The sequence below is a fragment of the Streptomyces sp. NBC_00513 genome (genome assembly GCF_041431415.1).
Classification (GTDB): domain Bacteria; phylum Actinomycetota; class Actinomycetes; order Streptomycetales; family Streptomycetaceae; genus Streptomyces.
Genome location: NZ_CP107845.1, coordinates 2,974,310 through 2,989,789 on the forward strand (window position 1 = coordinate 2,974,310; position 15,480 = coordinate 2,989,789).

13 protein-coding genes are annotated in these 15,480 nt (G+C 73.3%); 6 read left to right on the top strand and 7 right to left on the bottom strand.

Annotation, left to right across the window (positions count from 1 at the left end; translation table 11 throughout):
* Position 1: 1 nt before the first annotated feature.
* From OHA84_RS13860 to OHA84_RS13870, 3 genes are all read right to left on the bottom strand, one after another.
* A complete protein-coding gene (locus OHA84_RS13860) occupies positions 2–958 on the bottom strand; it encodes a DMT family transporter (RefSeq protein WP_266971484.1) in 957 nt (318 codons plus the stop codon).
* 38 nt (positions 959–996) lie between these two features.
* Complete coding sequence (locus tag OHA84_RS13865; protein ID WP_266971482.1) at positions 997–1,968, bottom strand: EamA family transporter; 972 nt, start codon at positions 1,966–1,968, stop codon at positions 997–999.
* A gap of 63 nt (positions 1,969–2,031) precedes the next feature.
* The gene (locus OHA84_RS13870) at positions 2,032–3,354 is read right to left on the bottom strand and encodes an MFS transporter (RefSeq protein ID WP_266971480.1); all 1,323 of its coding nucleotides are present in this window, start codon (positions 3,352–3,354) and stop codon (positions 2,032–2,034) included.
* Between the two features lie 106 nt (positions 3,355–3,460).
* Between OHA84_RS13870 and OHA84_RS13875 the strand changes: the two genes are divergently transcribed.
* The gene (locus tag OHA84_RS13875) at positions 3,461–3,958 is read left to right on the top strand and encodes a MarR family winged helix-turn-helix transcriptional regulator (protein ID WP_053674869.1); all 498 of its coding nucleotides are present in this window, start codon (positions 3,461–3,463) and stop codon (positions 3,956–3,958) included.
* Between the two features lie 167 nt (positions 3,959–4,125).
* Here OHA84_RS13875 and OHA84_RS13880 read toward each other — a convergent pair whose 3' ends face one another.
* The 3 genes from OHA84_RS13880 to OHA84_RS13890 are packed head-to-tail and all read right to left on the bottom strand — an operon-like array spanning position 4,126 to position 6,613.
* A complete protein-coding gene (locus OHA84_RS13880) occupies positions 4,126–4,365 on the bottom strand; it encodes a hypothetical protein (RefSeq protein WP_053674868.1) in 240 nt (79 codons plus the stop codon).
* 20 nt (positions 4,366–4,385) lie between these two features.
* Positions 4,386–6,362 (bottom strand): 4-alpha-glucanotransferase, encoded by a 1,977-nt coding sequence (locus OHA84_RS13885; RefSeq protein WP_266971478.1) that lies wholly within the window; start codon positions 6,360–6,362, stop codon positions 4,386–4,388.
* A 14-nt stretch (positions 6,363–6,376) separates the two neighbouring features.
* Positions 6,377–6,613 carry a hypothetical protein gene (locus OHA84_RS13890; RefSeq protein ID WP_053674864.1) on the bottom strand — a complete coding sequence of 79 codons (237 nt, stop codon included), beginning with the start codon at positions 6,611–6,613 and terminating at the stop codon, positions 6,377–6,379.
* Positions 6,614–6,837: 224 nt separating this feature from the next.
* Between OHA84_RS13890 and OHA84_RS13895 the strand changes: the two genes are divergently transcribed.
* Positions 6,838–9,864 (top strand): beta-N-acetylglucosaminidase domain-containing protein, encoded by a 3,027-nt coding sequence (locus tag OHA84_RS13895; RefSeq protein ID WP_266971476.1) that lies wholly within the window; start codon positions 6,838–6,840, stop codon positions 9,862–9,864.
* Positions 9,865–9,910: 46 nt separating this feature from the next.
* Here OHA84_RS13895 and OHA84_RS13900 read toward each other — a convergent pair whose 3' ends face one another.
* Complete coding sequence (locus OHA84_RS13900; RefSeq protein ID WP_053674860.1) at positions 9,911–10,459, bottom strand: HNH endonuclease; 549 nt, start codon at positions 10,457–10,459, stop codon at positions 9,911–9,913.
* A gap of 260 nt (positions 10,460–10,719) precedes the next feature.
* On the opposite strand from OHA84_RS13900, the gene OHA84_RS13905 reads away from it, so the two are divergent.
* The 4 genes from OHA84_RS13905 (at position 10,720) to OHA84_RS13920 (ending at position 15,479) form a co-directional block, all read left to right on the top strand.
* Positions 10,720–11,787 (top strand): mechanosensitive ion channel family protein, encoded by a 1,068-nt coding sequence (locus OHA84_RS13905; protein WP_266947522.1) that lies wholly within the window; start codon positions 10,720–10,722, stop codon positions 11,785–11,787.
* Positions 11,788–11,910: 123 nt separating this feature from the next.
* Complete coding sequence (locus OHA84_RS13910) at positions 11,911–13,128, top strand: ROK family transcriptional regulator (RefSeq protein ID WP_266947523.1); 1,218 nt, start codon at positions 11,911–11,913, stop codon at positions 13,126–13,128.
* A gap of 69 nt (positions 13,129–13,197) precedes the next feature.
* A complete protein-coding gene (locus tag OHA84_RS13915; RefSeq protein ID WP_266971473.1) occupies positions 13,198–14,541 on the top strand; it encodes an ABC transporter substrate-binding protein in 1,344 nt (447 codons plus the stop codon).
* The gene (locus OHA84_RS13920) at positions 14,538–15,479 is read left to right on the top strand and encodes a carbohydrate ABC transporter permease (RefSeq protein WP_266971471.1); all 942 of its coding nucleotides are present in this window, start codon (positions 14,538–14,540) and stop codon (positions 15,477–15,479) included. Before OHA84_RS13915 ends, OHA84_RS13920 begins: the two co-directional genes overlap by 4 nt.
* Position 15,480: the final 1 nt, after the last annotated feature.

Genomic DNA, 15,480 nt, shown 5'->3' on the forward strand with positions numbered 1-15,480 from the left:
CCTACCGCCGGGCACCGAGGGCCACGCCGCCCAGGATCAGCGCCATGCAGAGGAGTTGGGCGGGGCCGGTCCGTTCGCCCAGCAGCAGCAGTCCGAGGCCGGCGACGCAGACGGGCTGGAGGTAGTACACGACGCCGGCGCGGGCGGCGCCGATGACCGCGACGGCCTTGTTCCAGGCGAAGAAGGCGACGGCGGAGGACATCACGCCGACGTAGAGCAGCATGCCTGCGGTGGCGGGGGTGAGGGCGAAACCGCCCTGGACGGACAGGGACACGGCGTACGCGGGCGCCAGCATCAGCGCGCCGAGCACGAAGGTGGCGAGCAGGAAGGCGAGTCCGCCCAGTTCGGCGGGCCTGCGTTTGAGCAGGGCGCTGTAGGTGGCGAAGGACAGGGCGGCGCCGAACATCCACAGGTCGCCGGCGGTGAACTCGAAGCCGAGCGAGCCGTCCCCGACGAGGAGCAGCACCCCGAAGGCGGCGAGCAGCATTCCGAGGACGCGGCGGGCTCCGAGTCGTTCGCCGCCGAGGCGGGCGTACAGGGCCATGATGACCGGCGAAGCGGCCATGATCATGCCCATGTTGGAGGCGGAGGTGGTCAATCCGGCCTGGTGGACGAGCGTGTTGTACAGGGTGACGCCGAAGAGCGTGGCCAGGCACACGTAGCCGAGGTGTGCGCGGAGCAGGGCCCGCTGGGCCCAGGCCTGGCGGGCGGCGAAGGGGGCGACGGCGACCGCGGCGATGACCCAGCGCCAGAAGACGGCCTGGATCGGAGGCACGCTGTCGGCCATGCCGCGGGTGGCGACGAAGCTGCCGGACCAGACGACCGTCGCGACCAGCGCGAGCGCGACGCCGAGTCCGGCGGCCCCCTTCGCACCGGTGCCTCCGGGCCGCTCGTGCTGCCCGGACTGGCCGGGCTGCCGGGTCCGCGAAGCGGTGTGGGCGCGGTCCGTGACGGGCACTGGGTGTCTCCTCCTGAGGATGGGGTGCGGTGCGTGGTCTACCGTCGCATCCCACCATTGCCCAGGTCCATCGAAACATTTCGATCGGTCTTTTCAGCAGGACTGAACGGTTCCACGGGGACCACTTCGGCCTCGTCCGTCGGTCCGGGCGCCCTGGGCGTCCGCTGCGCGAGCTGTCCCGCCACGGTCGCGCCGAAGGCGATGGCCATGCCCAGCACCTGTACCGGGGTCAGCGCCTGTCCGAGGGCGGCCCAGCCGATGACGGCGGCGGTGAGCGGGGACAGCGGGCCGAGCAGGGTGACGGAGGTGGCGGTCAGCTTGCCGATGCCGCGGAACCAGAGCCAGTACGCGATCCCGGTGTTGATCAGCATCATGTAGCCGTAGCCGAGGAGGGCCTTGCCGTCGAGGGCCGGCGGCGCCCCCTCCACGAGAGCGGCGATCGGGATGATGAACAGGCCGCCGGCGGTGAGCTGCCAGCCGGTCACCGCCAGCGGGCCGACGCCCTCGGGGCGTCCCCAGCGCTTCGTCATCACGGTGCCGGCGGCCATGGAGGCGGAGGAGACCACTCCGGCGACGATCCCGACGAGGTCCAGCCGGGCCTGCGCGGTCAGGACGACCATGCCCACCCCGAACGCGGCCACGATTGCGGCGAGCACTGTCCTCAGCCGCGCCCGCTCCCCCAGGACCAGCGCGGCGAGCCCGACGACGAACAGCGGTCCGGCGGCGCCGAGTACGGCGGCGACGCCACCCGGCAGCCGGTAGGCGGAGAGGAAGAGCAGCGGGAAGAAGGCGCCGATGTTGAGGGTGCCCAGGACCGCCGACTTCCACCACCACTCGCCCTTGGGGAGGGTCCGGGACAGGGCGACGAGCAGCAGTCCGGCGGGCAGGGCCCGCATGACCCCGGTGAACAGGGGCCGGTCCGGTGGCAGCAGTTCGGTGGCGACGGCGTAGGTGGAACCCCAGGAGACGGGGGCCAGGGCGGTCAGGGCGACGGTGGCGAAGCGGTTCACGAGAGCTCCTCGGGCGGATGGGAGCGGATGGGAGAAGACAAGGGAGCGGGACTCGGGCGCGGCTCAGGCGGCGCCGGCGACGCTCTCGCGCGGGATCGGTGCGGGCGTCGGGGTCGCCGTCGCGGCCGGGGGCACCGCGTACACGGCTTCCGCCGGGAGTCGGCGCTCCAGCCGGGTCAGGGCCAGTGCGGCGCCGAGGGCGGCCACGGTCAGGACGGCCCAGGGGAGCCGGCCGTCGACCGAGAGCAGGGCGGTGAACAGGGACGGGGCCAGGGCCGAGGCCAGGGAGTAGGACAGTTGGTAGGTGGCGAGGTAGCGGCCGCGTACGGCCTCGGGCGCGGCCGACACCGACAGGGCGCCGCCCGACGGGCTGTGGACCAGTTCCCCGACCGTGTAGACGACCACGATGACCAGCAGGGCGATCAGGGTCGCGGTCCGTCCGGGCCGTACGGTGCCGAGCACGATCTGGCCCACGAACGCGGCCGCGAAGAGCAGGGCGCCGAGCGCGGCGGAGCGGGTCCGGCGGGCTCCGGAGCGGCGGACCCGGCTCGCGATCAGGACTCCGGCGCCGGCGCACAGGGCGGTGTTGACGGTGAAGGCGGCCCCGGTGAGGGAGTCGGGGCCGTTCAGCCAGGTGGCGATGTAGAGCGGGAAGAGCACGGACAGCGCCGAGTAGCCGAGCGCGGTCAGGAAGTTGGCGGCGGTCAGGCCGAGGAAGGGGCGGTCGGCCAGCACCATGCGGTATCCGGCGGGCGGCGGCCCGGCCGAACCGGCCGCGGCGGCGGGCGAAGCGTCCCGCACCGGCTTCACACGGGCGACGAGCATTCCGGCGAGCGCGAAGGCGACCGCGTTGCCCCAGGCGGTGTGGGTGAATCCGGCGGTGCCCCACACCGCCAGGACGCCCGAGACGATCAGCGCGCCGGCTCCCATGCCGGCGTTCTGCAGGGCCCGGATGGAGGCCTGGAGCCGGTCGCGGGAGGAACCGCGGGCCACTTCCCCGATCAGGGACTGCTGGACGACGGGGAACGACCGGTCCGCGAGGGCGGTGACCAGGGCGACGGCGGCGAAGGCGGGGAGCGTGTCGGCGAGCGGGTAGAGCGCGAAGCCGAGGGCCCGGATCGCGTAGAGGAGCAGGTTGACCTTCCGCGCCCCGAACCGGTCGACGGCCGAGCCGGCCAGGGGCATGACGGCGAGTCCGGCCAGGCCGGTCACGGTGAGCACGACGCCGACGACGGCGAAGGAGAGTCCCGTGACGTGGTGGAAGAAGACGAGCGAGAAGGGGACGTACATGCCGATCCCGATCGCGCTGATCCCCACCCCGAGGAGCAGGGACCGCTCCCCCCGCACCCGTTCCCCCGCCGGCCGCCTCGTCTTGTCCTCGCCCACGTGAACCACTCCCCCGTTAGATCGCTTGGAAGTAGCTTAGCGCTAAGCTACTTTCCGTCAAGCAACTTTCTTGCGTTCAATCAAACGGAAGCCGGATACTGCGCCCATGACCGAGGAGAACAAGGACGCCGTCGACGCGATCACCGCTCAGTGGTACGCCGTACGACCGGATCTCGACACCGCACCCATGGCCGTCTTCGGCCGGATCTACCGGATCACCAAGGCCATGGGCGACGAGATGGAACGCACCTACAACCGCTACGGGATCTCCCGCGGGGAGTTCGACGTCGTCGCCACCCTGAGGCGATCCGGAATGCCGTACACCCTCTCGCCCCGGCAGCTGTCCGCGACGTTGATGCTCACCACGGGCGGCATGACCGGGCGTCTGGACAAGCTGGAGAAGGCAGGACTGCTGACCCGCAGCCCCGATCCGCACGACCGGCGCGGGCTCCACGTGACCATCACCGACCGGGGCCTGACGCTCATCGACGAGGCCGTCACCGCGGGCCTGGAGGTACAGCGCGCCGCGCTCACCGGGCTCGACCCGCAGGAGGTCGAGGTCCTCACCGGCCTGCTCAGGAAGTTGCTCGCCGGGACCCCGTGAGGGCCTGCCGCCGGGGCCGCGTGCACGTCGCGGGCCGGGACCCCGCGAACACGACGGGGCGCCGGGAGTCCGCGACACGGCCGACACGCGTCGGCGTACGGACCCCCGGCGCCCCGGAAGTCATGAGGGGTGACCACCCCGCGCGGGAGCGGTCACGTGAACGGACGTCAGTCCGTGGGCTGCTGCTTGCGCGACTTGTCGCCCACCATGACGAGGCCCGCGATGACCAGGAACAGCACGATCGGCGTGGCCACGAACAGGCCGAGCGTCTCGCCAATGCTCAGGGGCGGAGCCGGGTCGTCGCCGTCGTCGCGGGTCAGCGCGAGGGCGGGAGACGTCATCAGCAGCATCATCAGCGTCGTTCCGGCCGTGACGGCGCCGGCGCGCAGTGCGTTCTTCTTGTCCACGGTGCAAAAGTAGCGAACACCTAAACGGAGCGCGCGCCCGGGGGTGCCGTACGGGTCCGTACGCCCTCGCGCACCGCGCTCAGCAGGGCGTTCGCCCGCGAGGAGGCCGTCAGCGCCTCCAGCGTCAACGGTCGCCCCGACCCGTCGGCGATCGGCAGCCGCCAGTTGGGGTACTGGTCCCAGGTCCCCGGCACGTTCTGCGGCCGCCGGTCCCCCACCGCGTCCGGCAGCCACACGCCGACGAGCCGGGCGGGCGTGCGCAGCAGGAAGCCGTACAGGGCCCGCACGGCGGACTCCTCGTCCTTCGTCTCCAGCCCGAGCCGGTCCAGCAGGGCCAGCCACTCGGCGGTGTCGGCCTCGTCCTCGGCCCGTTCCACCTCCACCGGGCGGGCGAGCAGACCGAGCCGGTCGCGCAGTTCGACATGGGCCCCGGCCAGCTTCGCGGCGGTGGGCGGCAGATCGTGCGTCGTGGCCGTCGCCAGGCAGTCCGCCCGCCACTGCTCGGGCTCCAGCGGGGCTCCGCCGCCCGCCCAGTCGCGCTCGAACCACAGCACCGAGGTGCCGAGCACCCCGCGCCGGGCCAGGGCGTCGCGGACCCTCGGCTCCACCGTCCCGAGGTCCTCGCCGACGACCAGCGCCCCGGCCCGGTGGGCCTCCAGGACCAGGATCGCCAGCATCGCCTCCCCGTCGTGGGAGACGTACGTGCCCTCCGCCGGCGGGGTGCCACGGGGGATCCACCAGAGCCGGAACAGCCCCATGACGTGGTCGATGCGCAGCGCGCCCGCGTACCGGAACACCCCGCGCAGCAGGTCCCGGAAGGGCGCGTACCCGGCGGCGGCCAGCGCGTCGGGCCGCCAGGGCGGCAGCCCCCAGTCCTGGCCCCGCGCGTTGAAGGCGTCCGGCGGGGCGCCCACGGAGATGTCCTCGGCGTAGTGGCGCGGTCCGGCGACGTCCGAGCCCTGCGGGTGCACGCCGACCGCCAGGTCGTGCACGATGCCGACCGCCATGCCCGCCTCCCGGGCGGCGCTCTGGGCGGCGGCGAGCTGCTCGACCGTCAGCCAGACCAGCCAGCGGTGGAAGTCGGCCCGCTCCCGTGGATCCTCCCCGGCGTGCCCGGCGCACCAGGCCGCGTGCCGGTCCAGCTGGTCCCCCTGTTCGGTGCGGAACGCGGCGTAGGCCGCGGCGCGCCCGGCCGTGCGCGGGACGACGTACAGCAGCTCCAGGGCCCGCCGCTTGAGCTCCCACACCGCGTCCCGGTCGATGAGCTCGCCCTTCTCCAGGACCGCGCGGCGCAGCTCGGCTCCGCGTGCCGCCAGCTCGTCCAGGGCCGTCCGGTCGGGGCAGTCGGCGTACTCGGGGACGTCCTCGATCCGCAGGTGGACCGGATCCGGGAAGCGGCGGGTGGAGGGCCGGTACGGAGACGAGTCGGTCGGCGTCCCGGGAACGGCCGCGTGCAGCGGGTTGACCTGGATGAAACCGGCGCCGTGGGCGCGACCCGCCCAGCGGGCGAGTTCTGCCAGGTCGCCGAGGTCGCCCATGCCCCAGGAGCGCTCGGACAGCAGCGAGTAGAGCTGGACGAGCAGCCCGTGGGTCGTCCGGCCGGGCGCGGCCGGGGCCCGGTCGGGGGCCACGACCAGCGTCGCCTCGGCGGTGCGGCCCTCGGGCGCCTCGGCCGTGAGCCGGTGCACGCCGAGCGGCAGGTCGGGGCCCCACGGGGCCTCCCCGCCGTCCTCCAGCAGCACCCGGCTCCCCGGCGGCGCGGCCGGCAGGGGCTCCCCCCGCCAGTGCACCACCGTGCGGGGCAGGGGCCTCACGGCGGCCTCCAGGGCGGCTTCCGCGACGGCGGCCCGGATCTCCTCGGGCGTGTCGGCGGGCACCCCGAGGCACGCCAGCACCGTCGTGATGGTGGCGTGCGGGACCTGGACGGTCACGTCGGCGGCGGGCTGGTAGCTGGTGGCGATGCCGTGCAGTTCCGCGAGCCGGGCGAGATCGTCCATGGTCAAGTCCCTGTCTAGTTGCCCGCGGCCGCGGCCGCGGCGGGTGTGGTCGGCTCGCTGGTCAGCGGGGCCTCGGCGGTGAGGGGCGGCTCGCTGGTCAGCGGCGCGTGCGCGGAGTCGGCGAGCGGGGGCTCGCTGGTCAGGGGCGCGTCCGGCAGTCCGGCCTGGGTCGGCAGGTGGGCGAGCGGGGCGAGGGGACGGGCGGCGGTTTTGCGGGCGGTGTGGATCGTGCGGTTGGTCCGGACGTTCATCTGAGCACTCCTTCGCGCGGGTTCGGTGGAACGTGCCCGGGGGGACACCCTCGTGGCACGCGTGTCGGAACAGAGCGGACCAACGCAGCCCTACCCAGTCGACGGCCGCGCATTCCTGGCGAATCCGCTCCAGATCCCCCATCCGCATTGACACTCGCACCGTGCGAATGGTGGGCTCTGGCTCGTTCGTACGAGCGGGGGACGACTCGGGACGGGGAGGCTCCGTGCAGCTCAGGGGCAAGAAGCGGGCCACGGCGGCGGTGATCGCCGTCATGGGGACGCTCTTGGGCGGAGCGACCGCTTCCGGGCCTTTGGTGATGTCCGCCTCACCCTCGGCGCCCGACATGCCCGACACGCCCGCGTCGAAGCCGGGGGCGGACGGCGCCGCGGCGAACGGCGCCTCGCCCGCCGCGTCCGGTGCCTCGCCCGGTCCGGTCCTCGATCCGGGCTCCGACGCGCCGCGGACCGCCGCCGACGGGCCGGCCGTGTGGCCGCGCCCGCAGTCGATGAGGGCCGATCCGGCGCACGCGGTGCCGGTGGGCACCGAGGCCGTGCTGGTGGCGGCGCCGGACGCCGACCCGTACGCCGCCGAGGTCGTCCGGACCACCCTGCGCGGGGCCGGCGTGCGGACCCTGCACGAACGGGCCCCCGGGGACGCGCTGCCCGAACACGGCCTCGTCGTACGCCTCCAGGGCCCCGACGCCCTCGCCGCACTGCGGGCGCTGGGTGCGGCCGAGGCGGGGGACCTGCCGTCCGGGGGCTACCGCATCGCGGTGGGCAGGGTCGGCGACCGGAACACCGTCGCGTTGGCCGGCGTGGGCGACGACGGCCTCTTCAACGCGGCGCAGACGCTGCGCCAACTCCTCCCGACGGACACCACGAAGGCCCCCGGGGTGCGCGTACGGGACTGGCCGACGGCTCCCGTGCGCGGTGTCACCGAGGGCTTCTACGGGGACCCCTGGACCCGCGAGCAACGGCTCGCCCAGCTCGACTTCATGGGACGCACCAAGCAGAACCGGCTGTTGCTGGCGCCCGGCGACGACACGTACCGCACCACGCGGTGGCGCGAGGACTACCCGCCCGAGCGGCAGGCCGAGTTCCGGGCGCTCGCCGAGCGGGCCCGCGCCAACCGGGTGGTGCTCGGCTGGGCGGTGACCCCCGGCCAGTCGATGTGCCTGTCCTCGGCGGCCGAGCGGGCGGCGCTCACCCGCAAGGTGGACGCCATGTGGGACCTCGGCTTCCGGGCGTTCCAGCTCCAGTTCCAGGACGTCAGCTACACGGAGTGGGGCTGCCTGGAGGACCGCGAACGGTACGGAAGGGGCCCCGCCGCCGCCGCGAAGGCGCACGCCGAGGTCGCCAACGAGCTGGCCGCGCACCTCGCCGCCCGCTACCCGGGGGCGCCCGCGCTGTCGCTGCTGCCGACCGAGTACTTCCAGGACGGCTCCACCGGCTACCGGAGCGCGCTCGGCGGCGCGTTGAACGCGCGCGTGGAGGTCGCGTGGACGGGCGTCGGGGTGGTGCCCCGCACCATCACCGGCAGGGAACTGGCCGGGGCCCGGGCCGCCTTCGGGCAGCACGCGCTGGTCACCATGGACAACTACCCGGTCAACGACTGGGATCCGGGCCGGATCTTCCTCGGCCCGTACGCGGGGCGGGACCCGGTGGTGGCCGGCGCCTCGGCGGGGCTGATGCTCAACGCGATGCCGCAGGGCACCCTGTCGCGGATCCCCGTGTTCACGGCGGCGGACTACGCGTGGAACCCGCGCGGCTACCGGGCGGGCGAATCGTGGGCGGCGGCGGTACGCGATCTCGCGGGCCCGGACCCCCGGGCCCGCAAGGCGCTGGCCGCCCTCGCCGGGAACACCGCCTCGTCGGGGCTCAAGCAGGAGGAGTCCGCGTACCTGAGGCCGCTCGTCGAGGAGTTCTGGCGGACCCGCGCCGCGGGCGACCGGGCGGCCGGCGCACGGCTGCGCACGGCCTTCACCGTGCTGCGGGAGGCCCCCTCCCGGCTGCCCGGTCTCACCGACGAGGCCGGCCCGTGGCTGGACCGGCTGGCGGAGTACGGAACCGCCGGCGAACTGGCCGTGGACATGCTCCGGGCCCAGGCCCGGGGGGACGGCGCGGCGGCCTGGAAGGCCTCGCGCGCCCTGGCGCAGGCCCGCGCCGGGCTCGCGGAGACCCGCGACACCCGGGTGGACACGGCCGTACTGGACGCCTTCCTCACGAAGGCCACCGCCGAGGCGGACAGCTGGACGGGAGCGTCGCGGACCGTCGGCACGGTGTCGCGGGGCGCCGACGCGTGGACCGTCCGGCTGGACGGCGTACGCCCCGTGTCGGCGGTCACCGTGATGACGGACCCGCTCGCGCCCGGGACGCTCGCCACGGTGGAGGCTCACGTACCGGGCGAGGGCTGGCGCAAGGTCGCCGACGCGGGCGCCTCCGGGTGGACCCAGGCCGACCTGCGAGGTCTGCGGGCCGACGCGGTACGGCTGGTCTGGCCCGGGGCCTCCCCCGCCGTGCACCACGTGGTGCCCTGGCTCGGGGACGGGCCCGCGGCCCGCTTCGAGCTGGCCGGCGGCGGGCGGGCGGACGTGGAGATAGGCGGCGCCCCGCTGCGGGTGTCCGCGGACCTGTCCGCCCTGCGGCCCGGCGAGGTCCGGGGCGCGCTGTCGGCTGCCCCGCCGCCGGGGATCGCGGTCCGCGTCCCGGGCGAGGTGAAGGCCCCCCGGGGAACCCTGGTCAGCGTCCCGCTGGAGGTCACCGTCGCGGCCGGCACCCCGGCGGGGGTCTACTCCGTCCCGGTGACCTTCGCCGGTCAGTCGCGCACCCTGACGGTCCGGGCGGTGCCCCGCACGGGCGGCCCGGACCTGCTGCGGGGCGCGAAGGCCTCCTCGTCCGGCGACGAGACCCCGGCCTTCCCCGCCTCGGCGGTCCTGGACGGAGCCGACACCACCCGGTGGTCGTCCCCCGCGGTGGACGGGGCGTGGTGGCAGGCCGAACTGGCCGCCCCCGCCAGGATCGGCCTGCTGACCCTGCGCTGGCAGGACGCGTATGCGTCCGCGTACCGGGTCGAGACCTCCGCGGACGGGGTCACCTGGCGCGCGGCGGCGTCGGTCACCTCCCGGGGCGGCACGGACACCGTCCACCTGGACGCGCCGGGGACCCGGTTCGTCCGCGTCACGTGCGACAGGCGCGCGACGCGCTTCGGCTGCAGCCTCTGGTCGGCCACGGCCCGAGCGGTCACCCCCTGACCGACCGGCCCCCGGCCGGGCCGGACAACCCAGCCTCGCCGGGAGGCTAGGACGCGGCGGCCGTCACCCCGATCCCGATCCGATCGAGGGCGTCGTCGGCCCCGTACGGCTGGAGGTACGGCATCCACCGCGGGTCCCGGTGGCCGGTGCCGATGATCCGCCAGGCGAGGCCCGACGGTGGTGCCGGCTGGTGCCGCAGCCGCCAGCCCAGTTCCAGCAGGTGGCGGTCCGCCTTGACGTGGTTGCAGCGTCGGCACGCGGCGACGACGTTGTCCCACGCGTGCTGCCCACCCCGGCTGCGCGGGATGACGTGGTCGACGCTGGTGGCGACGGCCCCGCAGTACATGCAGCGTCCGCCGTCTCGGGCGAAGAGCGCGCGGCGGGTGAGCGGAACGGGCCCCCGGTAGGGGACCCGCACGAAGCGCTTGAGCCGGACCACGCTGGGAGCGGGGACGGCTCTCGTCGCGCTGTGCAGAAAGGCGCCGGATTCCTCCAGGGAGACTGCTTTGTTCTCCAGGACGAGGACGAGCGCGCGGCGGAGCGGTACGACGCCGAGCGGCTCGTACGACGCATTGAGGACCAGGACGTGCGGCACGGACTGCCTCCTTGTACGCCGGCGGCGCGTGGCTCGCGCCGGGACGATCTGCTCTCCAGTCTCCCCTTATGGCAGGTCGAAGCGCCACCACGCGCCCGTAACGGGTCCGGGGTGTTTTCAACCACACCCGCCTTCTCGCCGGGTGAGTCTGGTCTCTCCCTCCACGACGACAACAAGGTCGGGCGAGTGCCCCGTTAGTGTGGTTGGTCTGCCCGCACAAACCTCTCGCGGGCAGACCGCTATGCCTGGAGGTTCCCGCCGTGCCCTCGCCCGCCACCCTGCTACCGCTGGCAGCGACCACCGACGACGCCGCGGAGAGCGTCACCAACGCCGCGGACTTCATAGAGCAGAACTGGGCCGATTGGCTGGCCATGGGGCTGCGGATCGTCTTCATCCTGGTGATCGCGTTCGCGCTGCGCTCGGTGATCCGCAAGTCGCTGACCAGGCTCATATCCCGGATGAACCGGGGTGCGGCGGCCGTCGAGGGGACGACGCTGGGCGGGTTGCTGGTCAACGCGGAGCGCCGGCGTCAGCGATCCGAGGCGATCGGTTCGGTGCTGCGGTCGGTGGCCTCGTTCCTGATCCTCGGCACGGCGGTGCTGATGGTGCTCGCCGAGCTGAAGATCGATCTCGCGCCGCTGCTGGCGAGTGCCGGTGTGGCCGGTGTGGCGATCGGTTTCGGTGCGCGGAACCTGGTGACGGACTTCCTGTCCGGCGTGTTCATGATCCTCGAGGACCAGTACGGCGTCGGCGACAAGATCGACGCGGGGGTGGCCTCCGGCGAGGTCATCGAGGTCGGGCTGCGCGTGACGAAGCTGCGCGGCGACAACGGCGAGATCTGGTACGTCCGCAACGGCGAGATCAAGCGGATCGGCAACCTCAGCCAGGGCTGGGCCACGGCGGGCGTGGACGTGCAGGTCAAGCCGACCGAGCGGCTCTCCCACTTGCGCGAGGTGGTCCAGGAGGTCGCGGACGCCATGGCGAAGGAGTCCCCGTGGGACGAGCGCCTGTGGGGTCCGGTGGAGGTACTGGGCCTGGACGAGGTGCTGTTGGCCTCGATGACGGTGAAGGTGTCGGCGAAGACGATGCCCGGTCAGCAGTTCGCCGTGGAGCGCGAACTGCGCTGGCGGATCAAGGAGGCCTTCGACGCGGCGGGCATCCGGATCATCGGCGGGCTGCCGGACGCGGAGGAGGCCACGGAGGCCGCCGACCCGTCGGCCTCCGTGGCGGCGCCGTCGGCGATGTCGAACCCGACGTCCCCGCAGGCACTGGCCACCACACCGATCCCCGGACCGAGCGCGCCCGGCAATCCCCGGATCACCAAGTAGCCGCCGCATCGAACGCTTTCGCCGCCCCGCAGGTCACATCCTGCGGGGCGGCGCCATTGACAGGGCTCGAACGGCGATAGGAAACTTACCTAACAGTTCATCTCGGTGAGGGAGAAACGCTCCATGCCCGCCGCCACCCCCGGTACGCCCAGCCTGTTGCGCGCCATGAACGACCGCGCCGCCCTGGAGCTGCTGCTGACGCACGGCCCCCTGTCGCGGACCCGGATCGGCCGGCTGACCGGACTGTCCAAGCCGACCGCCTCCCAACTGCTGGCCCGGCTGGAGGAGGCCGGGCTGGTCGTGGCCACCGGCACCGACGGCGGCCGCCCCGGCCCGAGCGCCCAGCTGTACACGCTCAACGCCCGGGCCGCCCACGTCGGCGGACTGGACGTCACCCCCGAACGGATCGTCGCGGCCGTGGCCGATCTGACCGGCGCGGTGGTCGGCACCTTCGAACTCCCCTACTCCGAGGGCGCCGGCGCCGTCGACCAGGTCACCGAGGCGCTCGGCGAGGCCGTCAAGGCCGCCGGGCTCCAGCGCTGCGACCTGCACCGCCTCGTCATCGCCACCCCGGGCGCGTTCGACCCGCAGACCGGCCGGCTGCGGTACGCCAGCCACCTCCCAGGCTGGCACTCCCCCACCCTCCTCGACGAGCTGGCGGCGGCCCTGCCGATGCCGGTCGAGTACGAGAACGACGTGAACCTGGCCGCCGTCGCCGAACAGCGGCTCGGCGCCGCCCGAGGCCACGAGGACTTCGTCCTGCTGTGGAACGAGGAGGGCCTGGGCGCCGCCCTGGTGCTCGGCGGCCGACTGCACCGCGGCTGGACGGGCGGCGCGGGCGAGGTCGGCTTCCTCCCCGTGCCCGGGCACCCCCTGGTCCGGCAGGTCGCCCGCGCCAACACCGGCGGCTACCAGGAACTGGCGGGCGTACAGGTACTGCCCCGGCTCGCCGCCGAGCTGGGCATCGAGGTCCCGACCGGGCCCGAGGTCTCCGTCGGCGTCGCGCTGCTGGAGCGGGCCGCCGCCGAGCCCGAGGGCCCGCACCTGGGCTTCCTCCGCTCGTACGCCACCGTCCTCGCGACGGGCCTGGCCTCGCTGGTCTCCGTGCTCGACCCGGAGATCGTGGTCCTGTCGGGGGCCCTGATCGGCGCGGGCGGGGCGCCGCTGCACGCCCTGTTGGAGACCGAACTGGCCGAGCTGGCCCCCTCCCGCCCCCGTCTGGTCGCCGGCGAGGTGCGCGAGCGGCCCGTCCTGCGGGGCGCGTTGGAGAGCGCCCTGGCCGCGACCCGTGACGAGGTCTTCGACACCTCCCGTCGGCCCCTCCAGCAGCCCCTGCACTGACACCTCCCCCTCGCGCACCACCGCGGCACCCCTCACGGAAGTTCCCTCACGCAGAGAGCGAGCCCCGCCATGCCCAGAACCGGACGACCGATGCTCACGGCCGCGCTCCTCGCGGCGATATCCGTACTCGCCGGGGCCTGTACGGGCCAGGGGGGATCCGCCGCCGCGGACGACCCGAAGGCCGAGGTCACGCTCAACTTCTGGCACGGCTGGTCCGCACCCGGCGAGGTGAAGGCCATCGAGGACAACATCGGCCGCTTCCGGCGGGCGCACCCCAACATCAAGGTCCGGATCACGGGCAACATGACCGACGACAAGATCAACCAGGCGTTGCGCGCGGGCGGGGACAAGGCCCCCGACGTGGTCTCCTCCTTCACCACCGACAGCGTCGGCAAGTTCTGCGACTCCGGCGCGTTCGCGGACCTGAACCCCTTCCTCGCCAAGTCGGGCGTCGACAAGACGAAGGTCTTCCCCAAGACCCTGCTGGAGTACACCCGGTTCGACGACAACCAGTGCACGCTGCCGCTGTTGAACGACGCGTACGGCCTCGTCTACGACAAGACCGCCTTCGCCGCCGCCGGGATCACCGCGCCCCCCAAGACCTGGAGCGAGTTCGTCGAGGTCGCGCAGAAGCTGACGGTGCCCCGCGGGGACACCTACGACCGGCTCGGCGTCATGCCGACCTTCCACGGCTACGAGACCACCCCCATGCGGCTGGCCGCGCAGTGGAGCCCGAGCTGGTTCGACGCGCGGGGCAAGTCGAACCTGGCCGCCGACCCGGGCTTCGCGCGGATGCTGACCGCGCAGAAGGACCTGGTCGCCAAGTTGGGCGGTTACGAGAAGCTGGAGCGCTTCCGCAGCACCTTCGGTGACGAGTGGAGCGCCGAACACCCTTTCCACCGGGGCCAGGTCGCCATGCAGATCGACGGCGAGTGGCGCCCCGCGATGGCCAGGGAGGCCGGGGTGAAGTTCGAGGTCGGGACGGCGCCGCTGCCCGTCCCGGACGACCGGCTCGCCGAGTACGGCAAGGGCTACCTCTCCGGCACGGTCATGGGCATCTCCGCGGCGAGCGGGAAGCAGAACGCCGCCTGGGAGCTGGTGAAGTACATGACCACCGACACCGACGCGGTGGTGGACTTCGCCAACGCCATCCACAACGTGCCCTCCACTCTGGCCGCGCTGGAGTCCCCGCGGCTCCGGGTGACCCCCGAGTTCCGGACCTTCATCGACATCGCCCGGCACCCCGCGTCGAGCACCACGCCGGCCCAGGCCGACGGCGGCACCTACCAACTGACCTTCCAGGAGTTCGCGTACCGGGTCGAGAAGGGCGACGTGCCCGACATCGCGGCCGGTCTCGCCGCGACCGACAAGCAGATCGACACCGACATCGCGAAGGCCAAGCAGCCCCGATGACCACACGCACCTTGCGGGCGAAGCGCCGCGGGGCGAGGCTGCGCACCGCGGCCTTCATGTCGCCCTGGCTGATCGGGTTCGCGGTGTTCTTCGCCTACCCCCTGCTGTCCACCGTGTACTTCTCCTTCACCCGGTACGACGGCTTCCGTCCACCCGTCTTCAACGGCCTGGACAACTGGGCGTACGTGTTCTCGGACTATCCGCTGTTCTGGCCCGCGATGCGCAACACGCTCTGGTTGGTCGTGGTCATGGTGAGCTGCCGGATCGTCTTCGGCCTCGGCGTCGGCCTGCTCATCACGCGGATCAAGACGGGCGCCGGGATCTTCCGGACCCTGTTCTACCTGCCCTACCTGGCCCCGCCGGTGGCCGCGACCCTGGCCTTCGTCTTCCTGCTCAACCCGGGGACCGGGCCGGTCAACGTGCTGCTGGACTCGGTGGGGCTGCCCACGCCGGGCTGGTTCACCGACGCCGAATGGTCCAAGCCGGCGCTGACCGTGCTCGCCGTGTGGGGCGTGGGCGACCTGATGGTGATCTTCATGGCCGCGCTGCTCGACGTACCGAGGGAGCAGTACGAGGCCGCCGAGCTGGACGGGGCCGGTGCCTGGGCCCGGTTCCGGCACATCACCCTGCCGAACATCTCGCCGATCATCCTGTTCGCGGTGGTCACGGGGGTCATCCAGGCCATGCAGTACTACACCCAGCCGCTGGTGGCGGGGAAGGTCGCGGCGGGCGTCATCGGCGGCTCGGGGCAGCAGTTCGAGCCGGGCTACCCCGACCGGTCCACGCTGACGCTGCCGCAGGTCGTCTACAACGTCGGCTTCCAGCGCTTCGACTACGGGAGCGCGTCCGTGGTCGCGCTGGTCCTCTTCGCCCTCTCCATGGCCTTCACCGCGCTCCTCATGCGCCGCCGTGGCGGACTGATCGGATCCGGTGACTGAA